The sequence below is a fragment of the Kitasatospora sp. NPDC057965 genome, from assembly GCF_042887135.1.
Lineage (GTDB): Bacteria > Actinomycetota > Actinomycetes > Streptomycetales > Streptomycetaceae > Kitasatospora.
On sequence record NZ_JBHVPZ010000018.1, the window covers coordinates 151,255 to 167,284 of the forward strand.

The following is a 16,030-nucleotide window of genomic DNA, read 5'->3' on the forward strand; positions in this document are numbered from 1 at the left end:
GTCAGGGGCGGGCGTAGAAGTCCGGGGTGCCCATGATCCAGAGGCTGGCCTGTTTGACCGGCCGGCCGGCCCTGGGGGCCTCGATCATCTGGTCGTCGCCGATGTAGAGGCCGACGTGGTGGATGTCGGCGGCGCGGCCGGTGGCGCTCCAGAAGACCAGGTCGCCGGGGCGGAGCTGGCGGTAGGTGACCGGGGTGGACTGGGCGTACTGGTCGGCGGCGAAGTGGTTGAGCCGCTTGCCGCCCTGGCGCCACGCCATCATGGTCAGCCCGGAGCAGTCGTAGCCGCCCGGGCCCTCGCCGCCCCAGACGTAGGGCAGGCCGATCTTGGTGCGGGCGAAGGCGACGGCCTCGGCCGCGCCCTCGGCCGACCAGGGGCTCGCCGGGGGCGGGGGTGCGGCGGAGGCGGCGGGCGGGGCCGCAGCCGCGTCCCGTTCGGCGGCCTCGGCGGCTTTGGCGGCTTTGGCGGCCTCGGCGGCCTCGGCGGCGGCCCTGGCCTCGGCCTCGCGGGCGGCCTGCTCCGCCGCCTCGCGTTCGGCCGCCGCCTTCTCGGCGGCCGCGCGGGCGGCGGCCTCGGCCTCCCGGGCGGCGATCGCCTCCAGCGCCTCGCGCCGCTGCCGCTCCAGCTCGACGGTGGTGTTCCGGGCGGCGGCCAGCTCGGCGAGCAGCTGCTCGCGCCGCAGTCCGGCGGCCGTGACCTGGTTCTGCTGGTCCGCCAGCCGTGCCTCGGCGCGCTGCCGGGCGGCGCCGACCGCGGCGGCGGCACGTTCGGCGGCCTCGGTCGCGGTGCGCGCGGCGGCGGCGGCCCGGGTCGCCGCGGCCGCCGTGGAGACCGCCGCGTCGAGGATCTGCCGGGTGCGCCGGCTGGCGATCCCGACCACGGCCGCCCGGTCCCCGGCCTCGCGCGGACCGCGCGCGCCGAGCAGGGCGTTGATCGCGGAGAGTTCGGCGCCGGTGCCCTGCCGGTACGTTTCGGCGGCCAGCGCGGCGGCCTCCTCGGCCGCGTCGGACCGCTCGGCCTCGGCGGCGGCGGCCCGGGCGGCCGCGGCGGACTCCTCGGTGCGGGCCCGGGTGAGGGCGAGCTGGGCGCCGTTGTAGGCCTCGACGGCCTGTTCGGCGGTCCGGGCCGCCCGGTCGGCCTCGGTCCTGGCGGCGGTGAGCGCGGCTTCGATGGCGGTGACGCCGCCGGCCCGGCGATCGGCCTCCTCCCGGGCCCGGTCAATCTCCTCGGCGGACGGGTAGGCCTGGTCCCCGGCCCCGGAAGCCCCGGACGGATCGGCACCGGGCGGCACGGTGACGGGTGGCACGGTGACGGGTGGCACGGTGACCGGCGGCGCACCGGGCGGCACGTCGGCGGGGGCGGACGGGGCCGGTGCCGCCGTGACGGACACCGCGGCGGGGAGCAGTCCGAGCAGGGCGGCGAGGGAGAGGGTGAGGGACAACAGGAGGGTCGGCAGGAGCCCGCGCGCCACGATTCATCCCTTCGAACGGCCACGAGGGAGTGGAGCGGCCACGCGCACGTGGGCCGACGGGCCGGCCGACCGACGGACCAGCCGACCGGCGAACCATCCCATTCCGTGACAAGGCGATCACTGAACGCCATGTTCTCAAGCCGAGGCGCTTTCACGCCTCAAGCCCGCGCCACCAACCGAGTGACCATCGGATGATCAGACCGCAGCTGCCTCCGGCCGGACCACCGCGCGCCCGGGTGTGCCCGCTACCGGCTCATCCGGCGGGTCCGCGTCCGCAGCCAGCGGTGCCGGCCCGGCCGGGCCACCTGGCCGGCCGGACCGACCGCGTACGTCCGGCTGCGGCCGGCCCGGACCGCCCGGCGTCGCTGCTGGGACCGGCCGTGCCGCCCCGCCCGGGCGGTCGGCCCGCCGTCGCCGGGCGCACCGGCCCCGGCGCTGTGGCGGCTCCCCGACCGGTGCTCCGCGGTGCCCGCCGCCGAACGGCGGTCGGCCAGCCGGGCGGACCGCCGGGCCAGCGCCCGGGCGGCGTGCGCGTCCAGGTGCGCGGTGGCCCGGGCGGCCATCTGCTCGGCCACCCGGTGGGCCGCCGGGTGGTGGGCCGGCACCTTGTCGGGCGCCCCGGCGATCAGGTCGAAGAGCCAGGTGCGGGCCTGGTCCGCACGCCGGTGCAGCAGGCGCTCACGCCGGAGCGCCCGGGCCCGCAGGCGCGGGCTCGCGGCGTACCGCCAGCGCGCCCAGGGGCTGCTCGGGCGGGCCAGCCGGACGGCCCCGACCCAGGAGAGGCCGGGCACCATGATGCCCAGCAGCCCGGTCCACACCTTGCCCTTGAGCAGGGTGACGATCATCGCCAGCGCGTTCACCGAGATCACCGTGACCAGCCCCCACCTGGTCTCCCCGGTGGGCTCGGCGCCGAGCGGAACGTACCCGACGAGCAGCAGGCCGGTGAAGAGGATGCCGAAGATCACCGCGTCCACCGACTTGCGCCCCTGCTCGCTCCAGTAGACGTCGTCCAGGTGCAGGATCAGCGCGAACTCGTCCAGCACCAGGCCGCAGCCGATGCCGAAGAGCAGCCCGAAGACGTCGATCCACGGGTGCCCGCCGTAGGTCGCGAACACCCCGATGCCCCCGGCCAGCAGGAAGCCCAGGCCGAACACCATGTGGTGGATGTGCAGCCCGCCGGGCGTCACGTTGCCGGGCCACCAGCGCACCTGGGCCCTGATCATCCGCACGCTGAACCGGATGAAGACGAAGGAGGTGGTGAACCCGACCAGCAGCAGGAACAGCGGTTGCTTGTGCGTGGCGACGATGTGCTCGCGATAGCCGTCCAGCAGTGTGGTCATGGCTCTTACCTTCGTTCCTGGTGCTGCGTGCGACCTTCCGCGACATGGCCCGGGGGCCAACGCCCGGCGTCAGAAGCCGCGGGTGCGCTTGGCGGCCCGGCGGGGGATGACCGGGGCGAGCGAGGGACGCTCGCCCCCGACCGGGAGCTTCATGAAGAGCCGGGCGATCTCACCGCCCAGGTTCACGCCGATGGCCAGCGCCATCGCGATCGCGGCGGCCCGGGTGATCTGGACCAGCCCCCCGCTGGGGTGCCCCTGGGCGAACGAGAGCATGCCGAGGTAGAGCGCCGAACCGGGCATCAGCGGCCCGATCGCGGCGGTGACGTACGGCAGCGCGGACCCGTTGCGGTAGCGCGCCATCAGCTGGCCGAAGAGGCCGACCAGACCGGCCGCCACCCCGGTCGCGACGATCGGCGAGACCCCCGCGTTGTAGGCCAGCACGCCGTAGCTGGCCCAGCCGATGCCGCTGTTCAGGGTGACCAGCGCGAGCGAGCGGCGGTCGGTCTGCAGCAGCATCGCGAAGGCGAGGGTCAGCACCATCGCGGCGACCATCTGGACCGGCGGGTAGTTGTTGCCGACCAGCGACTCGTCCGGGCGCAGCTTCGCCTCGAAGCCGACGCCCAGGTAGAGGATCAGCATCACGCCGATGACGATGCCCGCCACCAGGTAGATCACCTCCAGCAGGCGGGCCGCCGCGGTGATGTAGAAGCCGGTCAGACCGTCCTGCACCGCGGCGACCAGCGCCCGCCCGGGCAGCAGCGCGAACAGCCCACCGGTGATCACCACGGAGCCGCGCAGGCCCAGCTCGTTGAACGAGAGCACGATGCCGGAGGCGGCGGCCGGCATCGCGGCCAGCACGAACTGGTAGAACTCCGGCAGCCCGCGGCGGGCGATCAGCGAGGCCAGCCGGTCGCCGAGCACGGCGGCCACGAAGGCGCTGAGGAAGACCAGCCAGGCCTTGTCGTCGATCTTCCCGCCGACCAGGAAGGTCGCCGCGCCGGCCAGCAGACCGGTGTTCAGCGCGAGCAGCCAGGCCGCGTACGGGTGCCGGTTGCGGCGGATCACCGCCAGCCGGCGGTAGGCGTCGTTGACGCTCACCTGCTCTGCGGTGATGTCCGCGACCAGCTCGTACACCGCGTTCAGCCGGGTGTAGTCGGAGGTCCGGCGGCGCACCACGCGGTCGGCGGTGATCGGCGGCTCGACCAGCGAGGGCTGGTGCGAGATGCCGATCAGGGTGAAGGTGACCTGCGGTTCGCAGCGGTCCAGCCGGTACGCGTGCGCGATGCCGAGCATGGCCGCCTCGACGTCCTCGGCGGCCTCGCCGCTGGCCAGCAGCAGTTCGCCGATGCGCAGGGTCAGGTCGAGGATGCGCGGGACGTTGCGGGCCGCGGCGGAGGCGGTCGCGGGGTGCAGCTCGCGTGCGGAGCGCTCGAAGGCGGGGCGCTCGGACATCGGGGTGCGCAGCAGGGTGCGCATCCGGTCCGGCCAGGGCGCCTCGCCGGGGGCGCCCTGGCTGAGGGCGCCCAGCGGGATGCCGGCCGGCGGGGTGTAGCCGGCGGCCCGCCACTCCTCGGGGGTGAGGGTGTCCTCGGCCACCGAGCGGCGGCGGTACACCGGGGCGAGCGGTTCCCCGGCGGGCGTCGTCGGGCCGGCGGGCTTCGTCGGCTCCGCGGTGGCCGCGGCGGGAGCGGTGCCCTCGGCGGGGGCGGTGCCCGTGGCGTACGCGGTGCCCGCGGTGTCCGTCGGGGCGGTGGCCGGTTCGGGTTCCGGGGCCAGCAGGCCCTTGGTCTCGGGGGCGGGCAGCGCGAGCGGGATCTCCACGGTCTGCTCGGCGACCGGGGCGGGGTGCCCGAGCAGCCCCTCGGTGGGCGGCGCCTCGGACGGGTGGACCGGCCGCACACCGGCGGCCGGGCGGGCCTGACGCTGCGGACGGCCGCCCCGGCCGCCCCTGGCCCTCTTGCCGCCGCCCGGTCGGCCCCGCTTCGGCACTTCCACTCCTTGCCGCCCCTGGCGGTGCCGGTCCCCCGGGCCGCCGATCGATCTCGCCTACACCTTGCCTGATCGAACTGCTGGACGCACATGTACGCGACGGCGGGCGGCGGCGTCCCCGGACGCCTACCCGGCGCGGTGCCGGCTGCCGGTTCCGGCGACGGGCGCCGCCGTGGGGGCCGTGGCGGCGTCGGTTCCGGCGTCGGTGCGGGCGTCGGTCGCCCGGGTTTCGGCGGTCCGGGCTTCGGCGGTCCGGCCGGAGCGGCGGGCGCGCAGCAGTTCGACGGCCACCGGGATCACCGAGACCAGCACGATGCCGACCAGGATCGCCTCGATGTTGTCCCGGACGAACGGGATCTGCCCGAGGAAGTAACCGAGCACCGTGACGCCGGCGCCCCACAGCACGCCGCCGATCACGTTGAAGAGGACGAAGACCCGGTAGTTCATCCTGCTCACCCCGGCGATGATCGGGGTGAAGGTGCGGACGATCGGCACGAAGCGGGCCAGCACGATCGCCTTCGGCCCGTGCCGGTCGAAGAAGGCCGCCGCCTTCTCCACGTTCTCCTGCTTGAACAGCCGGGAGTCGGGGCGCCGGAACAGGCTCGGGCCGACCTTCCGTCCGAACAGGTAGCCGACCTGGTCGCCGGCCACCGCCGCGGCCACGATCAGCGCGCAGACCACCCAGAGCGGCTGGTGCAGGTAGGTGCCGCCGGCCACCAGCAGGCCGGTGGTGAAGAGCAGCGAGTCGCCGGGGAGGAAGAAGCCGATCAGCAGGCCGGACTCGGCGAAGACGATGGCCAGGATGCCGATCAGCCCGAACGTGGAGATCAGGTGGGTCGGATCGAGCCAGGACGGGCCGAGGGCGAGGCTGGTCACGGTGCGGACTCCTGAGGGCCTGGTGGATAGGTCGAGTCTTGGCAATGAAACAGTAAAGCATTTGCCAAGTCCGTATCGGACAACCCCGTTCCAGGGCCCGTTCCGGCGGCCGCCCGGGTGGCCGCCGGGCAGGCCGGGAGCCGTTCACCCGAGGCCCCGCGAAGCCCGTCACCAGGCCGTTCGTCGCGGCGCGGACGCCGCTCTCCCCACCCTGGACAGCCGAAGCTACCCGGGATTAACTTGTGGGGCGATCGGCGGGGCTGTCCGAGCCCGTCGCGCAGGCTCCAGCGAACGTCAGGCACCGTCGAAGGGAGGCGCCGCCGTGCGCCGCACCGTGTTCACCGAGGACCACGAGGCCTTCCGGGAGACCATCCGGGACTTCATCGCCAACGAGGTCGTCCCCGTCTACGAGAGCTGGGAGGCCGAGGGCCACCCGCCGCGGGACTTCTACCGCAAGCTCGGCGAACTCGGCGTCTTCGGCATCGAGGTGCCCGAGGAGTACGGCGGCGCGGGCGAGAGCGGCTTCAAGTACCAGGCGGTGGTCGCCGAGGAGACCGCGCGGGCGGGCGTCAGCTTCGGCTCCTCCGGGGTGCACACCGGCCTGGTGCTGCCCTATCTGCTGGAGTACGCGACCGAGGAGCAGAAGCGGCGCTGGCTGCCCGGCTTCGTCTCCGGCGACCTGATGACCGCGATCGCGATGACCGAGCCGGGCGCCGGCTCCGACCTCGCCGGCATCTCCACCACCGCGCGGCTGTCCGAGGACGGCACCCACTACGTGCTCAACGGCGCCAAGACCTTCATCACCGGGGGCGTGCTCGCCGACCTCGTCCTGGTGGTCTGCCGCACCTCGCCGTACGACCCGGAGAACCGCCGGGCCGGGCTCTCCATCCTCTGCGTGGACACCGCCTCCCCCGGCTACAGCGTCGGCCGCAAGCTGCAGAAGATCGGGCTGCGCACCTCGGACACCGCCGAGCTGGCCTTCTCGGACGTCAAGGTGCCGGTGGAGAACCTGCTCGGTGAGGAGGGGAAGGCGTTCGCCTACCTGACCCACAACCTGGTGCAGGAGCGGCTGGCGATCGCGGTCGGCGCGTACGCGGCCGCCGCGGCGGCGGTCCGGTTCGCGGTGCAGTACGTCAAGGACCGCAAGGTGTTCGGCAAGGCCGTCGCCGAGTTCCAGAACACCAAGTTCACGCTCGCCGACTGCGAGGCCCAGGTGATGGCGCAGCAGTCGATGGTCGACCGCGCGCTGGAGCTGTACCAGAACGGCGCGCTGACGGTGGCGGACGCGGCGGCGGCGAAGCTGTTCTGCACCGAGTCGGCGTCCGTCGTGATCGACAAGTGCCTTCAGTTGCACGGCGGTTACGGCTACATCCTGGAGTACCCGATCGCCCGGCTCTACACCGACAACCGGGTGTTCCGGATCTACGGCGGCACGAGCGAGGTCATGCGCAGCATCGTCGCGAAGTCGCTCGGGCTGTAGCAGGGACCCCAGGGCGGCCGCCGCCGCGCGATCGTTCACCCGTCCGGCGGAGTCGGGCGGGTGAACGGGCCGGGCGGCCGGCTCAGTTGGGCGAGTGGTGCTCGGCGCGCCACGCCTCCCAGCCGGCCGACGACGCCACCTTGGCCTCGTGCAGGGCTCGCTGCGCCCGCTGGGTCAGGGCCGCCGGCGGGGTGTCCAGCCCCCGCACCCACTTGCGGCCGGCCGTCGCCAGCGCCGCGCACACCATCACCGCACCCGCCGTCCCGAACACCGCGGCGATGCCCGTCAGCACCGCGCCGCCGGCCAGCAGCGAGCGGTTGACCTGGAACCCGCTGAAAAAACGCTCATTGGTCGCCATGCCTCCACGATGGAGGCAGTCGGCCACCGCCGCACGCCGAGCGCACCCGCGCGCGCCCGCGCCCCGCGCCCGCGCCCGCGCGCTTCGGCGTGCGGGCGCGGGGCGCGTCCGGGACGCTGGGCCGCAGGGGCGCCCGCGCGGCGAGGCCGCGCCCGGACGGCAGGAGGACGAGCGATGGTCGATCTCGAACAACTCGTCGCGGAGCACGCGGCCATGGCGGCCGAGAGCCCGCACGGCCGCAGCGCCCATCTGGTGCTGCACGACGGGGTGCTGCGGCAGACGGTGATCGCGCTGACCGCGGGCACCTCGCTCGACGAGCACAACGCCCCGGCCGCCGCCAGCGTCCAGGTGCTGCGCGGGCGGATCTCGCTCACCATCGCCGGCCGTCGCGAGGAGCTCTCGACGGGGCAGTTGCAGGCCGTCCCGCAGGAGCGGCACGGCCTGCTGGCCCATGTCGACTCGGTGGTGCTGCTGACGGCCGTCACTGCCTGAGCCCCGGGCGGGACGCCGGGCAGGGGCCCGGCGCTCTCAGGCCACGGGGCCGTGCCAGTCCTTGGCGCCGTGCCACTCCCCGGACTTCCGCTTCAGCACCGAGCCACCGACCAGCTCCAGCCCGCGCAGCAGGCCCCGCCCACCGGGCGCCATGTCCGGCGCGGCCAGCCACTGCCCGGCCAGGCCCACCAGCAGCGCCTGGTAGAAGGTGCCGCGGGACAGCTCCTCCTCGGTGTCCGCCACCTCGGGGAGCCCCTGGAACAGGGCCGACAGCCCGAGCCGCGCGTTCTTCTGGACCTCGCCGAGCGCCTCCCGCAGCTCCGGCACCCGCTCCACCTGCACCATCGCCTCGAACTGCGAGGCCCAGAGGCCGCGGTGGGCGGCGATGCTCTCCAGCACGCCGTCCCAGACCGCGACGAACCGCTCCTCCGGGTCGTCGGACGTCTTGTTGGCCCGCGCCACCACGGCCCCCAGGACATCGCCCCACTCCCCGGTCGCCTCGATCAGCGCCGCATTGAGCAGCGCCTCCTTGGAGCCGAAGTGGTAGCCGATGGCCGCCAGGCTGACGCCGGAGGCGGTGGCGATGTCCCGGGCGGTGGTGCGCCCGTAGCCCTTCTCGGTCAGGCAGCGCTTGGCGCCGGCCATGAGGTCCTCGCGATTTCCCATGGCCCGAATGCTACGTCCGATCAAGACGAGTGTCTTGCACGAACGTCTGGCACACCCGTCTCGCACGATTGATTGAGACAAACGTACTAGACAGGTGTCTGACACGTCCGTACCGTCTTCCCCATGACCGCCACCCCCGGCCGCGCAGGCCGTCGCGAATGGATCGGCCTCGCCGTCCTGTTGCTCCCGACCCTCGTCCTGACCATGGACATGGGCGTGCTCTTCTTCGCCGTCCCCTACATCTCCACCACGCTGGCGCCGAGCGGCACCCAGCAGCTGTGGATCATGGACATGTACTCGTTCCTGCTGGCCGGGCTGCTCATCACGATGGGCGCGCTGGGCGACCGGATCGGCCGCCGCCGGCTGCTGATGATCGGCGCCAGCGGTTTCGCCGGAGCCTCGCTGCTCGCCGCCTACGCGGACGGCGCCGGACAGCTGATCGCCGCCCGCGCCCTGCTGGGCGTCGCCGGGGCCACCGTGATGCCCTCGACGCTCGCGCTGATCCGCAACATGTTCCACGACCCCAAGCAGCGCCAGATCGCGCTCGGCGCCTGGGGCGGCATCCTCACCGCCGGCGCCACCCTGGGACCGGTCGCCGGCGGCCTGCTGCTCGACCACTTCTGGTGGGGCTCGGCGTTCCTGCTCGCCGTCCCGGTGATGGCCCTGGTCCTGCTCGCCGCCCCGGTGCTGCTCCCCGAGTACCGCTCCCCGCGGCACGGCAGCTTCGACCTGCTCGGCGCCGCCCTCTCGCTGGCCGCCGTCCTGCCGCTGGTCTACGGAGTCAAGACGCTCGCGGTGGACGGCTGGGACCCGCTCGCCGCGCTCGCCGTCCCGGCCGGGCTGCTGCTCGGCGGCGCGTTCTACCGCCGGCAGCGCACCGCCGCCAACCCGCTGATCGACCTCGGCCTGTTCCGGATCCGCGCCTTCAGCGGAGCGATCAGCGTCAACACCATGGCGATGTTCGCGATGATGGGCTTCAGTCTCTTCACCTCGCAGTACCTGCAACTGGTCAAGGGCATGAGCCCGCTCACCGCCTCGCTCTGGTCACTCGTCCCCAGCGTGGGCGTGGGCGCCGCCGTCGGCCTGAGCTCGGCGCTCGCCGGGAAGGTCCGCCCGGCGGTGCTGATGGCCGGGGGCTTCCTGATCGGCGCGGCCGGCTTCGCGCTGATGACCCGGGTCGGCGCGGACTCCCCGCTGGCGCTCGTCCTCACCGCGGCGGGCGTGCTGGCCGCCGGCACCGTCGGCACCATGACCCTCACCGCCGAGATGGTCGTCTCCGCCGCCCCCGTCGAGCGGGCCGGCGCCGCCTCCGCGACCTCCGAGACCGCCGTCGAACTCGGCAGCTCCCTCGGCATCGCCCTGCTCGGCGCGGCCGGCGCCGCGGTCTACCGCTCCCGGCTCGACGGCGCCCTCCCGGCGGGCCTGGACGGCGAGGCCGCCCGCACCGCGCAGGACACCCTCGGCGGCGCGGTGACCGTCGCCGCCCAGCTGCCCGGCCGGCTCGGCACCGACCTCCTGAGCACCGCCCGCACCGCCTTCACCGACGGCCTGCACGTCGCCGCCGTGGTCGGCCTCCTGATCACGATCGGCGCCTCCCTCCTCGCCCACCGCCTCATGCGCCACCTCCCCGCCGCCCCCGCCCCGACCCCCAGCCCCGAGCCCGCCACCCCCGAGCCCGCCACCGCCTGACCGCCCCACCCCGACTCCCCCACCGGCGCGTCATCGCAGCCCCCACCCACCCCGGGCGGGGGCTGCCGCGTTCCCGCCCCGGGATCAACGCCACCACCACTCCCGGCAGTTGCCCGTCGTCACACCCCGCCGCCCCCGGCCTCCCGCCGCCGCCCCCGCGAGCCGGCCTCCGGCCCGAGCGCATCGGCCTCAATCCGCTTCAGCCGCCGGTCTTCGCCGATGCCGACCAGCACGGCTTCCGGTCGTCCATGACGCGTGACGACCGTGCCCGTCCCTCGACCGGCGCGGTCGACGGCTCGACCGAGGTGACCGCGGACCTCCGACGACGACTCGACCACCGGCCCAGCCGGCAGGCCCACACGCACGATCACGCGGCAAGCGATCACGGATTCCCCTACGAGATGTCACCGCCCCGAGCTCCGCCCGAGGGCCCGGCATGCGGCCCGGCACTTGAGGCACGAGGTCGAGGGAAGGGCGTCACGGCCCCGAGGCCGGAAACAGGTGGTCGCCCGAAGCGAGCCGCTTCGGGCGACCATCGAATCCCCGCACGAACGGGGAGCACTTCGCGTGTCCTCCCGCCTCGGGGCTGTCCCCGCGGATCGCGGGGAGCATGGCAACAGGGGCTGCCACACATCGGCCGGTCCTGCCGCACCGAGGCCCAACGCCGAGCCGTGCCACCGGGATGAGCAACGAGGCCCGCCCCGGGCGGATGCGGTGGCGGCGGTGGTGGGAACCGGCCAAAACGTGGGGATGGGGCGGCTCGAAGGGGCGTGGTCCCCGGGTGGGCGGGCGGCGGGTGCGGCGCGGGGGGCCGGGGGCGGGGTGGCGGACGGGGACGGTGGGGGGTGGCCTGACCTCGGGCGATGCGGGGGCTCCGGGCGGGCTCGGTGCCCCGACGTGCCGTCCGGCCGCGCAACATCTGGTTTTTGACCAGCGTTTCCCGGCCGGTGTATACGTTCGCCGCCACGGGCAGGCATACTGGCCAGGACGGGCGCTTTGCCCAACTGTGACGTATGACACTAGACGAGAAGGGACCGGTGGCCAGGGATGCTGCGTAACGGTCTTGAGCCCTGGCACGTGCTCGTGGTGCTGGCTGTCGTGATCCTGCTGTTCGGGTCGAAGAAGCTGCCGGAGATGGCCCGCGGCCTCGGCAAGTCGATGCGGATCCTCAAGGCGGAGACGAAGGCGATGCGCGAGGACGACACTCCCGCCGCCGACGCCGCCCAGGGCACCGCTCAGAGCACCGCCGCCCCGGCGCAGCCGGCGGCCGAGCAGCCCCGCCAGGCCGTGAACCCGACCAACGTGACCAAGGCCACCGACCAGCCGCGGTCCACCACCACCGCCTGACACCCGGCGGCCCGATCCCGGCCGAAGCCCCCGCCCCGCGGCGGGGGCTTCGTCGTGTCCGGCCACCCGGCCACTCGCCCTGCCACCCGCCCGGCCACCCGCTCGCCCGGCTCCCGGGCTCGACTGGCCGTCCCTTTTGATCCGTTATCTCCTGGTGTGCACGACCGGAGGAACGGAGCTGAGGCATGGCGACCAACGGGCCCGGCGGCGACCGCCCCGACGAGCTCGCCGAGCTGCGCGCCCGCCTCGGCGCCGTCGAGGCCCGCACGGCCGCCGCCCCGCCCCGGCGCCACCGGGCCCGCTCCGCCTTCGCCGTCCTGCTGGTCCTGCTCGCCTGCGTGCTGACGCCGCTGAGCATCGCCGCCGTCTGGACCAGGTCGCAGATCACCGACACCGACCGGTACGTCGCCACCATGGCGCCGCTGGCCGCCGACCCGGCCGTCCAGACGGCCGTCGCCGACCGGGTGACCGCCGAGCTGGTCACCTACCTCCCGGTCGACTCGCTGCTCACCGAGGTCGCCCCGGCGGACCGCCCGCTGCTGAACACCCTGCTCGGCAGCATCGGCCAGGCGCTCACCGACGGGATCACCGGCTTCGTGCACGACCAGGTCCTGCGGGTGGTGCGGAGCGACGCCTTCGCCACGATCTGGACCGACGTCAACCGGGAGGCCCACGCCGCCGTCGAGAAGATGCTGACCGGCCAGGGCGGCGGGGCCGTCGAGATCAGGAACGACACCGTGGTGCTCGACCTCGCGCCGCTGATCGACCGGGTGAAGACCCGGCTGGTCGACAACGGCCTGTCGATCGCCGCCCGGATCCCCGAGGTGCACACCCAGTACACGCTGGTGCAGTCGGACGCGATCCCCAGGATCCGGACCGGCTTCCGGCTGCTGGACCTGGCCGGGTTCTGGCTCCCGGTGCTGACGGTGGCCTGCGCGGCCGGCGGTGTGCTGCTGGCCGGCCGGCGCCGCCGGGCCGTCGTCACGGTCGCCCTGGGCATGGCGGGCGGGGCGCTGCTACTGGGGACCGGGCTGTCTGTCTTCCGCGCCGTGTACCTGGACCGGCTGGCGGCCGGGGTCGACCTGGCGGCGGCCCAGGCGGTGTACGACACCCTGGTGCGCTACCTGCGCTCGGCGGTCCGGGTGGTGGTCGCACTCGGGCTGCTGGTGGCGCTGGGCGCCTGGATCGGCGGCCGGGGGCGGTGGGCCGGGACGGTCCGGGGCCTGTGGGCGTCCGGACTCGGGGCGGTGCGGCGCGCCGCCCAACGGGCCGGGCTGCGGCTGGGGCCGGTGGGCCGGTTCGTGCACCGGTGGAAGGCCTGGCTGGGCTGGGCGGCGGTGGCGGGCGCGGCGCTGACGTTCGTGCTGTGGAGCTATCCGACGGTCCTGGTGACGCTCTGTCTGGCGCTGGCGCTGGTGGCGGTCCTGGCGGTGCTGGAGTTCCTGGACGAGCCCGACGGCACCCCGGCCGGGGCGGGCTGACCGGGATGGCCGGGCAGCAACCGCCGACGCCCCCGCCCCGGGACAGCCCCGACCCGCGGGCCTGGGCCCTGCTGCTCGGTTCGTTCACCCTGCTGATGCTCGGCTACTTCACCCTTCCGCTGCGCCTCCTCGGCCAGGACCGCCCGGGACTGAGCTGGGTGCTCTTCGGGGTGGTGCTGACCGGCCTGACCGGGCTGCTGCTGGCCCGGATCGTCGACACCGTCCGCGGCACGGGCCGCCACCCCGGGGTCTGGCTGGCCTTCCTGATCTGTCTCTCGCTGACCGTCTTCGCCGCCACCTACTACGTACTGGCCGACCGCCAGGGCGAGTTCGTCGGGCTGGAGACCCGGCTCGACTCGCTGTACTTCACGGTCGTCACGATGGCGACCATCGGCTACGGCGACATCACCGCGGCCGGGCAGGGGCCCCGGCTGGTGGTGCTGCTGCAGATCGCCTACAACTTCGTCTTCCTGGCGGCGGCGGCCGGCGCGCTGAGCCGGACGGTGCGCAGCGGCATGGAGACCCGCGCCGCCCACCGGGACGAACACGGGCACGAGCACCAGCGCCGGCAAGGACAGCACCGCGGCCACCACCCACGCGACCTCCGCCGCCTCCGCCGCAACCGCCGCCGTCGTCGTGACGGCTAGGTTCGGCTGGCGTCGATCACGCAGAAGCGGTTGCCGTCCGGGTCCTCGACGACCACGAAGTCCGGGTCCGGCGGGTAGAGGTCCCAGTCGGCCCGCCGTGCGCCGAGGCCGATCAGCCGCTCCACCTCGGCCGCCTGGTCGGCCGCGTCCGTCGCGTAGAGGTCCAGGTGGACGCGTGGGTGGCGCTGCGGCGGGGTGGCGCTCCGGCCGAGCGCCACCTGCACACCGGCCGCGCCGTCCGCCGGGACGAGCACCACCCAGTCGTCCTCCAGCGAGCCGTCCCGGGGGACGTACCCCAGGGCCTCGCCCCAGAACGTCGCCGCCCGGCGGACGTCCGCCACCCCGAGGACCACGGAACCGATTCTCAGCATGCCGCCGATTCTGCCGGACGGGCGGGCCCGACGGGGCAGTTGACGGCAGGCCGGGAACGGCCGTCGGACGGGGAGCGCCGGGCAGGCCGGGAACGATGGTCAGGCGGGGACCAGGCCCGGCTCGCCGGCCACCACGGCCCAGGAGGCGGAGGTCCGCACCGGCGACTCGCGCACGGCGATGCTGTCGACGGTCCGGGCGTCGGTCAGCCACCGCTCCCGGTCCACATCCAGGCGCAGGTAGCCGCGGCTCAGGCCCTCGAAGTACCGCACGTGCGGGTTGAGCGAGGGGTTGAGCGCCTTGAGCGGCCCGTCGAAGGCGGCCGGGAACTCCGAGCTGACGCTGGTGGCGGTGAACTCGACGGCGACCGGGGCGGCGGCGAGGTCGTCGCGCTCGATCCGCAGGTCGCTGAACCAGGAGGAGTGGATGTCCCCGGCGAGCACCACCGGGTTGGCCACGGCGGCGTCCCGCAGGAAGCGCAGCAGCCGGGCGCGGGCCGGGTCGTAGCCGTCCCACTGGTCGAGGTTGGCGAGCGGCGGCAGCGGGTGGGACGGGTCCAGGAAGTTCGGGAAGCGGATCTGACTCATCATCACCTGCTGGGCGATGACGTTCCACCGGGCCCGGGAGTCGCTCAGGCCGCGGTGCAGCCACTCCTCCTGCTCGGCGCCGGTCAGGTTGCCGGCGGTGTTGCCCAGGCCGTCCGCGACGGGGCCGAAGTCCTGGCTGTGGCCGCCCGGCTGGTCGGTGCGGTACTGGCGGGTGTCGAGCACGTTGAGGCGCAGCAGGTCGCCGAAGTCGAAGCGGCGGTACAGCCGGTAGTCCGGGGAGCCGTTGCGGTAGGGGTTCCGCAGCGGCATGTGCTCGTAGTACGCCTGGTAGGCGGCGGCGCGCTCGCGGGCCATGGCGGCGGTGTCCTGGTGGGCGGCGCCGGTGTCGTCGATCTCGTCGACCAGGCCGGCGTAGTTGTTCTCGACCTCGTGGTCGTCCCAGGTGACGATCCAGGGGAAGGCGGCGTGCGCGGCCTGCAGCGCCGGGTCGGTCTTGTACTGCGCGTGCCGGGCCCGGTAGTCGGCGAGGGTGATCAGCTGGTTGAGGCCCGGGGTCTGCGGGGCGGTGTGCAGGCGGTCGGGGAAGGCGCTGCTCGGGTCGGTCTCGTAGATGTAGTCGCCGAGGTGCACCACGGCGTCGAGGTCCTCGGCGGCCAGGGCGGTGTACGCGGGCCAGTAACCGTGCTGCCAATCCTGGCAGTTGACCACGCCGAGACGGAGCCGGCCGGGGTGGGCGCCGGCGGCCGGGGCGGTGCGGGTCCGGGCGGCCGGGCTGAGGTGGCGGCCGGCCCGGAAGCGGTACCAGTAGTCGCGGCCGGGCTGGAGTCCGCGGACGTCGACGTGGACGCTGTGCGCGCGCTCGGCCTCGGCGGCGGCGACGCCGCGCCGGACGACCCGGCGGAAGCCCGGGTCGGCCGCGACCTCCCAGGAGACCGGCACGGTGCGGGTGCCCATGGACGCGGCGTCGAACGGGTCGGCGACCAGGCGGGTCCACAGGACCACCGCGTCGGGCAGCGGATCGCCGCTGGCCACGCCGAGGAGGAACGGGTCGCGGCGAACCGGTTCCGCGTGCGCGGTACGGATGTTGAGTGCCTGGACGCCCGCGGCGACGGCCGCGCCGACCAGCAGTCCGCGCCGGCTGAGCGCGGCGGACCGGGGCCGGGGCGGAACGGACGACGCGGACGCGGACGACGGCGACGAGAACGACGAGGACGACGAGGACGGTGGCACGGGAGACCTCCTGCGACAGCTGAGCGGCATCGGGGACACCAGGCCGA

Annotated in this window: 15 protein-coding genes; 6 read left to right on the forward strand and 9 right to left on the reverse strand. The window is 74.4% G+C overall.

From position 1 onward, the window contains the following. Position 1 precedes the first annotated feature (1 nt). From ACFVVU_RS23965 to ACFVVU_RS23980, 4 genes are all read right to left on the reverse strand, one after another. Positions 2-1,471, reverse strand: a complete 1,470-nt coding sequence (locus ACFVVU_RS23965) for a C40 family peptidase (RefSeq protein WP_387792107.1) — start codon at positions 1,469-1,471, stop codon at positions 2-4. A 245-nt stretch (positions 1,472-1,716) separates the two neighbouring features. Further along, a complete protein-coding gene (locus ACFVVU_RS23970) occupies positions 1,717-2,811 on the reverse strand; it encodes a hypothetical protein (protein ID WP_380687535.1) in 1,095 nt (364 codons plus the stop codon). A 69-nt stretch (positions 2,812-2,880) separates the two neighbouring features. Beyond that, positions 2,881-4,806 (reverse strand): threonine/serine exporter ThrE family protein, encoded by a 1,926-nt coding sequence (locus ACFVVU_RS23975; protein WP_387792108.1) that lies wholly within the window; start codon positions 4,804-4,806, stop codon positions 2,881-2,883. A 120-nt stretch (positions 4,807-4,926) separates the two neighbouring features. Beyond that, positions 4,927-5,676 carry a DedA family protein gene (locus ACFVVU_RS23980; RefSeq protein ID WP_380687539.1) on the reverse strand — a complete coding sequence of 250 codons (750 nt, stop codon included), beginning with the start codon at positions 5,674-5,676 and terminating at the stop codon, positions 4,927-4,929. Positions 5,677-5,998: 322 nt separating this feature from the next. On the opposite strand from ACFVVU_RS23980, the gene ACFVVU_RS23985 reads away from it, so the two are divergent. Beyond that, a complete protein-coding gene (locus ACFVVU_RS23985) occupies positions 5,999-7,156 on the forward strand; it encodes an acyl-CoA dehydrogenase family protein (RefSeq protein ID WP_387792111.1) in 1,158 nt (385 codons plus the stop codon). Positions 7,157-7,238: 82 nt separating this feature from the next. Here ACFVVU_RS23985 and ACFVVU_RS23990 read toward each other — a convergent pair whose 3' ends face one another. Beyond that, positions 7,239-7,514, reverse strand: coding sequence for a hypothetical protein (locus ACFVVU_RS23990; protein WP_355357676.1), 276 nt, complete (start codon positions 7,512-7,514; stop codon positions 7,239-7,241). Between the two features lie 174 nt (positions 7,515-7,688). Here ACFVVU_RS23990 and ACFVVU_RS23995 point away from each other — a divergent pair, with 174 nt between their 5' ends. Beyond that, on the forward strand, positions 7,689-8,006 hold the full coding sequence (locus ACFVVU_RS23995) for a cupin (RefSeq protein WP_387792113.1): 318 nt from the start codon (positions 7,689-7,691) through the stop codon (positions 8,004-8,006). A 36-nt stretch (positions 8,007-8,042) separates the two neighbouring features. On the opposite strand, the gene ACFVVU_RS24000 is transcribed toward ACFVVU_RS23995, so the two are convergent. After that, positions 8,043-8,672, reverse strand: a complete 630-nt coding sequence (locus ACFVVU_RS24000) for a TetR/AcrR family transcriptional regulator (RefSeq protein WP_387792115.1) — start codon at positions 8,670-8,672, stop codon at positions 8,043-8,045. A gap of 123 nt (positions 8,673-8,795) precedes the next feature. On the opposite strand from ACFVVU_RS24000, the gene ACFVVU_RS24005 reads away from it, so the two are divergent. Continuing rightward, the gene (locus tag ACFVVU_RS24005; RefSeq protein WP_380683466.1) at positions 8,796-10,361 is read left to right on the forward strand and encodes an MFS transporter; all 1,566 of its coding nucleotides are present in this window, start codon (positions 8,796-8,798) and stop codon (positions 10,359-10,361) included. A gap of 119 nt (positions 10,362-10,480) precedes the next feature. Here the strand turns inward: ACFVVU_RS24005 and ACFVVU_RS24010 are convergent, their stop codons facing one another. Next, positions 10,481-10,732, reverse strand: a complete 252-nt coding sequence (locus ACFVVU_RS24010) for a type II toxin-antitoxin system Phd/YefM family antitoxin (protein ID WP_387792117.1) — start codon at positions 10,730-10,732, stop codon at positions 10,481-10,483. Positions 10,733-11,408: 676 nt separating this feature from the next. On the opposite strand from ACFVVU_RS24010, the gene tatA reads away from it, so the two are divergent. The 3 genes from tatA to ACFVVU_RS24025 all read left to right on the forward strand — a co-directional run bounded on the left by tatA (position 11,409) and on the right by ACFVVU_RS24025 (position 13,836). Then, positions 11,409-11,708 carry a Sec-independent protein translocase subunit TatA gene (tatA, locus tag ACFVVU_RS24015; RefSeq protein WP_380683467.1) on the forward strand — a complete coding sequence of 100 codons (300 nt, stop codon included), beginning with the start codon at positions 11,409-11,411 and terminating at the stop codon, positions 11,706-11,708. Between the two features lie 185 nt (positions 11,709-11,893). Continuing rightward, positions 11,894-13,189: a hypothetical protein gene (locus ACFVVU_RS24020; RefSeq protein WP_387792119.1), complete on the forward strand. Its 1,296-nt coding sequence runs from the start codon at positions 11,894-11,896 to the stop codon at positions 13,187-13,189. Positions 13,190-13,194: 5 nt separating this feature from the next. Then, positions 13,195-13,836, forward strand: coding sequence for a potassium channel family protein (locus ACFVVU_RS24025; RefSeq protein ID WP_380683469.1), 642 nt, complete (start codon positions 13,195-13,197; stop codon positions 13,834-13,836). Here ACFVVU_RS24025 and ACFVVU_RS24030 read toward each other — a convergent pair. Next, on the reverse strand, positions 13,833-14,207 hold the full coding sequence (locus tag ACFVVU_RS24030; protein ID WP_387792121.1) for a VOC family protein: 375 nt from the start codon (positions 14,205-14,207) through the stop codon (positions 13,833-13,835). The genes ACFVVU_RS24025 and ACFVVU_RS24030 overlap by 4 nt on opposite strands. 99 nt (positions 14,208-14,306) lie before the next feature. Beyond that, positions 14,307-15,983 carry an alkaline phosphatase D family protein gene (locus ACFVVU_RS24035; protein ID WP_387792123.1) on the reverse strand — a complete coding sequence of 559 codons (1,677 nt, stop codon included), beginning with the start codon at positions 15,981-15,983 and terminating at the stop codon, positions 14,307-14,309. Between the last annotated feature and the right edge of the window lie 47 nt (positions 15,984-16,030).